The organism is Pirellulales bacterium (assembly GCA_035546535.1).
GTDB lineage: Bacteria > Planctomycetota > Planctomycetia > Pirellulales > JACPPG01 > JACPPG01.
The window spans coordinates 1-6232 of sequence record DASZWQ010000139.1 but is presented as its reverse complement, the minus strand read 5'-3'; the positions used below and the strand labels follow the sequence as shown (position 1 = coordinate 6232).

Below are 6232 nucleotides of genomic sequence, written 5' to 3'. Positions count from 1 at the left end.
GATATGACGGCGATCGCCCCCCCTGATGAGGTTGTAAATGTGGCGTGCGCAATGCTTGCGAATTATGCGCTTCCATCTATCCTAAGGATGCACGAACAGAGGCGAACGTATTTGGAGGCATCTCTCTAAGTTCAAGCGTTGTGCTTAGCGTCAGTCGGGCTGGCGGCGCCGCACCTGCTTGCGATTTCCGTTCCTGCGACGCGCCTTTCGTGCGCGCCGTACGAACTAGCGCGCAGGCTGCGTTGCAAACGCCCCGACCCACTTCTCCGTGGCGGGCAGTTCGGGCTTCCCTCGACGGTTTTTAGCGCGTGTACCTGCGCGCGCTCACTTTGCCAATTCGTAAGGGAACGACTCGTGCCGCGCAAACCTCGCGTCGAGGAACTAGAACCGCGTCTCATGTTCAGCGTCGTCTCCAGCCCGATTCCGGGAGACGCGAACCAAGACAACATCGTGAATACGCAAGACCTCGCGGTCGTCACTTCCAACTGGCTTCGCGCGGGGGGCGGGGGCCTGGTCGGGGACGTCAATGGCGACGGCATCGTCAACGCGCAGGATCTGGCACAGATTTCGTCCAGTTGGCTCGCAGCTGGCCCAACGCTTTCACCGCCGGCGGCCACGGCGGGCGTGCCGCTCGCGAACGCACCCGTCTTTCACTTTACAGACGACGACCCGAGCAGTACGGCCAATGACTACTCGGCAGTCATCACCTGTGGTAACGGACATACACTGACGCTTACGGGAACTCCGAGCTCAAACGGCCAAATCGTGGCCGACAGCAAAGGCGGCTTCGATGTGTTGATGTCGTACACGTACGCCAGCCCATTGAGCGCGCAGACTTTTGCCGTAAAGGTGACCGACCAGGGAGGAAAATCGGCCGAGGCGAGTACCGCTAACTTCTCGGTCGGCAGCGGCCCGCCCAGTGTCTCGCTTCCTGCTGGCCCCTTGACGGTCAAGCAGACGCTCGATTTGCCGCTTAGCGGAATGTCCGTGGCGGATGGCTCGCTGCTTTCCGGCACGAGCAACGTACAACTCGCGCTGGCAGCCGCGCATGGCACGCTCGTGATATCTACGTCGGTAACCGGCGGCCTGCAAAGTGCGCAGATCACGGGGAACGGCTCCGCAACCGTCACGATCACGGCGCCCTTGGCCGCGATTAACGCTACCCTGGCGGCCGTCAACGGCGTGATCTACACACCCACGAGCGGATACGCCGGCGCCGATACGCTGGGCGTCACGATCAGTGATCTGGGGAACACCGCGACGGGCACTCCGCAAACCGTGTCGCGCAGCGTGCCGATCAATGTCACGACCGGCGACGTGCTCCCCTCGGACGTGCCCGACCTGCAACTATGGCTCGATCCCACGGATCTTTCCACGCTGAACTTGCGTACCACGGCGTACTTGTCCGGTGCGTCGCAGCAATACCTGCACACGGCGGCGGGGCCGAATAGCTTCAACTTCGGGACGAACAATAAATTCTCCTTCGCCGGCTGGGTCTATTTCAACAACGAAGCCGGCGACACCTTCAGCAGCACGCAGCTGATCTTTTCGCAGATCGAAAAGACCGGCACGAACGGCGTGTTTTCGCTTAGCCTGTCGGGATCGGGATACGACTCGCATTTGGATTTCGTCGTCTATGCGGGGCCAAACAATGCCAAGTCGGTTTACACGGCGACCGGCCCCGGTGGCAGTCCGTTCGTCTCGGGGCACGACTACTTCATTGCCGTGTCGTTCGACGGGAGTCAGCCCACCGATGGAGGCAAGCTGTCGATCTGGGTCGACGGCACGAAGCTCGCGCTGGCGAATCCGAACGGCAATGTGTTGCCCAGCACGCTGCAGAACGATACAGCAAGCACCGATCAACTTATCCTCGGCAACGCGTTCAATACCACGAACATGTCGATGCGCATGGAGGATTGGGGCGTGTGGGACAACGTCGCGTTCAATCAAACCGACGTCAACAGCTTGTGGGCGGGTGGTGCCGGGCTGACGGTCACGGCGGTCAGCCAGTTGCCCGACAACAGTGGCCTGGGTGGCAGCAACCTCGAGTCGCCGACGATGTACTGGCGGCTCAATGAAACGGGTGGCATCCGCAATGACCTCAGCGGCCACATGTGGTATCTGACCCCGTCATCCAACGACGGCTCGTATGTGGGCTCGATACAACAGGTCATTTCCTGGACGGATAAGTCGGGCGTTCTGGGCGCCTTCGTCGCCGGCGACGGCCCCGAAGCGACGTTGCAGATGAAACGCATGCGCGAACCAACTTACGACCCGAATGCACTCGGCCCTGGACGACCTGGCGTCGTGTTCGGCGCGAATCAGTGGCTCTACAACGGCGTCCCCAATTGGATGGCGAATTCGTCCACGGGTGCGATCTTTCAAAACGTGCTCACCGGGACGTCGCTCGCGCCCGCCGAAGATTTCTTCCTGTCGTCGTCCGCCGACACCGATACGAGCGTCAAGTCCGAGCGGATTTTCATGACCGGGTACGAAGGGGCCTCGGGCGATCTGGCGCCGAACGTCTACGCACCCGTGCTGCGGATCAACGACACGCATGGAAATAGTACCGGGTTAGGGAACGGCCAGCCGCACGCCGCGATCATTTCCATGAACTACGGTGCCCATGCCGCCTTCCCCGGAAACTACTACATGAGTACGGACCAACTCTTGTCCTTCGAGTGGGCCGACGTCGGGTCGCCCGGGGCCGGCGGGCTTGCGGCGGGACCGTGGCGATATTATGCCAATGGCGCGCCTCAGCAGTTGTACGTCAGCGACGGCGGCGCCGGAAATGCCTCCGGCGATTGGGCCGAACTTGCTAGCGGCCGCAGCGATCAGATGCTCAATGGCTTCTACGACTATCCTTCGTATCAGTCGTTCACCCAACTCGGTTCGACGACCACCTTCGGCGACGTCGTCGCCTATGGTGTTGCTCCCACGGACAACGACGGCGCGCAACTCCGTGCTCTGATGATGCAGCGAGCCGGCCTAACGGGACTGCTCTCTCCGCTACCGCAGACAATCAACACAACGGCGACCACGTATATCACGTCCTCGGCAGTCACGATCACCGGCACCACGAGCACTTTGATAATGCCCCCGGTCGCCGCCGCCAAAAACCTTCAGGTGATCATCACCAATAATGGCAGCGGCGCCGCCACGTTGAACGCCGACCAGGGGACCGACATCCTGCCCAGCGGCAGCACCTCGGGCGTCTCATCCCTCAGCCTGGGCCCGGGGCAGAGCGCTACGCTCGTCTCGGACGGCACGCGCTGGAATGTCGTATCGGCCGCACAATCCGCGCCCGAAGCAGCGATGCTTGCCACGGGTGCGTCTCTACCCGAAGACGGCACGGTGCCGGTCGATGGCGTCGCGGCGGATTCAACAACCTCCGCGGAGGATATCTTGCAAACCGCCATTTTGCTGCCGTCCGTCCCTTGGCAAGCGAGCGTAGCGCCGGTCGACCGACTGGCAGCGTTCCTGGGGAAGACGGAACCTGCCCTGCCAGCGGCGGCAGTCGACAGCGTCATGTCTCAGACGCCGGCGGTTCATTCATTCGCTCTCGATCGCTGGACCGTGGGCGGGCCGCCGCGCGCAACGCGGGATGTGCTGCAGGAAGCAGCAACGACGGTCGGGACGTCATGGACCTCGCCGCTCGATGAGGGCGTTCTCGACTCGATCGCGGCCGCGACGCGTGGCGAACGATCGTAGTCGGGTCAAAGCGGATACCGGTAAATTTCGATGGCTGTATAGCAATTGGGTTTGATTGGCCCATACTATCCTGCGCCCTGCGACCATGCATTGCCAAACGACGATGTGCCGTCGACCGAATCGACGCAGATGCGATGGTCGTGGCCGAATTGTCTTGATTCGAGGGGAAATCACGCTCGATGCCTTTCGACGTGCCGGGTCCTAGAGCGCCTCGGCCCCTCCTTTCCGTCGCCATGGATTTTGCGAAACGCAAATATGCCGCACACGATTCGTAGCCATCTGTTCCTCGTGGCGATCGTCCTCGCAGCATTTTCTTTCACGTCCACCGCGCGGGCAGCCGATCGGCCCAACATTGTTGTCATCCTTTGCGACGATCTCGGCTGGGGAGACCTGGGCTGCTATGGTCACCCTCATATTCGCACTCCCCGCTTGAATCGGCTGGCTGCCGAGGGAATTCGCTTCACCAGCTACTATACGGCGGCCCCGGTATGCTCGCCGTCACGCGTCGGATTGTTGACCGGGCGCAACCCGAACCGCGCCGGTGTCTATGACTGGATTCCTCAGGCGAATCAAGCGGAGAACTCGCCGCTGGCCCGCCATCTCGTCCACCTGCGCGCGGAAGAAGTGACGCTGCCGCGCGTCCTTCGCGAAGCTGGCTACGCCACGGCGATGGCGGGTAAGTGGCATTGCAACGCCGCCTTCAACGATAAACGACAGCCGCAGCCAAACGACGCCGGCTTCGACCACTGGATGGCGACGCAAAACAACGCGCACCCCTCGCACGAAAACCCAACCAATTACGTGCGGAACGGCAAGCGCGTTGGCCCGCTCAAGGGATTCAGTTGTCGCCTGGCCGCCGCGGAGGGAATCGATTGGCTCACATCGCACGTGGATCGCAAACCTGACCAACCTTTCTTTTTGTATCTGCCGTTTCACGAGCCACACGAACCGGTGAAGTCGCCGCCGGAACTCGTGGCTGGCTATAAAGCCGTGGCAAGAAACGAGAACCAGGCGGAATACTTCGCCAACGTCGAAAATGTCGATCTGGCCGTGGGGGAAGTGCTCGACACGCTCGATCGTTTGCGGTTGGCCGAGAACACGCTGGTGCTCTTCACGAGCGACAACGGGCCCGAGACGCTCGAGCGGTACCCGGCCGGTGTGCGCTGCTACGGATCGCCCGGCCCACTGCGGGGCATGAAACTGTGGACCACCGACGGCGGATTCCGGGTGCCCGGCATCGTGCGTTGGCCGGGCCATGCGCCGGCCGGCACGACATGCGATCAACCGGTCAGCTCGTTGGATCTGCTCCCCACATTCGCGGCGCTGGCAGGCGCGATACTTCCCGGCACTCTCGCATTGGACGGCACCAACATTGCCGAGGTGTTGCACGGCCGCGAGATCGTGCGGCAGCGGCCGCTGTTCTGGGTCTACTACAACGCGCTGAACGAACAGCGCGTGGCGATGCGCGACGGTCCCTGGAAACTTTTGGCCCGGCTCGACGGCGGCGCTTTACCGCAGGTCAGTAATATCACCGAAAGCAACGCCGCGGCCGCCCGGGCCGCGAAGCTGACCGATTTCAGTCTGTATCGGATCAGCGACGACGTGGCCGAGTCGCGGGACTTGTCGCAAACAGAGCCGGTGCGACTGGCCGAATTGTCGGCGAAGATGGAAGCCTTCTATCGCGAGCTCACCACCAGGATGCACGTGTGGCCGGACGTTTCTCGTTGATTCAATGTTTCGGATACATTCAGTGCGACAAATAGTCCATCCAGAACTGCCGAAGTGAATGGCCTTGCCATCGGAGCCCGATCCATAGGATCGTCTTATCTTACAAGTCTGAAAGGTGTCGCTTTAAAGTAGAAATCGTGCGCCGCTAGTTCTTATACTCGACCTGATCTTGCGGATCGAGTCTAGGGCAGTCCGCCCGGTCAAACTGGGCGTTACGAGCGTCATGGCTCGACTTCTTTGGCGGAGCACGCTACTGGGTAATCTTTTCGACGGCCGATCAAGCTGCCCTCTTAGGTAGCGCATTCATATCCGATCCGGCCGGGCGTTCTGCGTTGATGCCATCGATGTGCTCGCGCACGAACAGATATTTACTGCGCCGCGAATCGAGTGAAATCTTGCACGCGATAGTTCTTTCATTTTTCATTATCTGGATGCTATTGAGGTCGGAACATGAGAATTCCAAAAGCAGCCGTTGCGCTCGTGCTCGCCGTGATTGGAACCTGTGCCGTACGCGCGCCCGTCGCTTACGGCATCGATTATTCCTGGGCCAATCCTGTGTCGGGCAGTCTTCTTGATCCGACCAAGTGGTCGCCCAACGGCGTTCCGTCTCTGATCGACACGGCGATCTTCAATCTGGGATCGACGGGCTATATAAGGTGGACCCCAATTGTTGGACAGTTTTTGGGCTTGGATAAGATGTAGGGTGACTGGGCTTGGCGGCCCGTGAGACCCCTCACGGGTCTCGCGCGGCCGCAGCGTCTGTTGACGGTTTGGTTCTCGTTGGATGTTCCTC

Annotated in this window: 3 protein-coding genes; all 3 read left to right on the top strand. The window is 61.1% G+C overall.

Annotated elements, in window-relative coordinates:
* Positions 1-354 precede the first annotated feature (354 nt).
* The 3 genes from VHD36_16760 (at position 355) to VHD36_16750 (ending at position 6141) form a co-directional block, all read left to right on the top strand.
* Positions 355-3711 carry a dockerin type I domain-containing protein gene (locus VHD36_16760; GenBank protein ID HVU88978.1) on the top strand — a complete coding sequence of 1119 codons (3357 nt, stop codon included), beginning with the start codon at positions 355-357 and terminating at the stop codon, positions 3709-3711.
* A gap of 255 nt (positions 3712-3966) precedes the next feature.
* Complete coding sequence (locus VHD36_16755; protein HVU88977.1) at positions 3967-5439, top strand: sulfatase-like hydrolase/transferase; 1473 nt, start codon at positions 3967-3969, stop codon at positions 5437-5439.
* A 450-nt stretch (positions 5440-5889) separates the two neighbouring features.
* On the top strand, positions 5890-6141 hold the full coding sequence (locus VHD36_16750; GenBank protein HVU88976.1) for a hypothetical protein: 252 nt from the start codon (positions 5890-5892) through the stop codon (positions 6139-6141).
* The last annotated feature ends 91 nt before the right edge of the window (positions 6142-6232 follow it).

Bases quoted from the DNA above. Each gene is read 5' to 3' on its own strand.
- VHD36_16755 (HVU88977.1), top strand. From the start codon at position 3,967: ATGCCGCACACGATTCGTAGCCATCTGTTCCTCGTGGCGATCGTCCTC.
- VHD36_16750 (HVU88976.1), top strand. From the start codon at position 5,890: ATGAGAATTCCAAAAGCAGCCGTTGCGCTCGTGCTCGCCGTGATTGGA.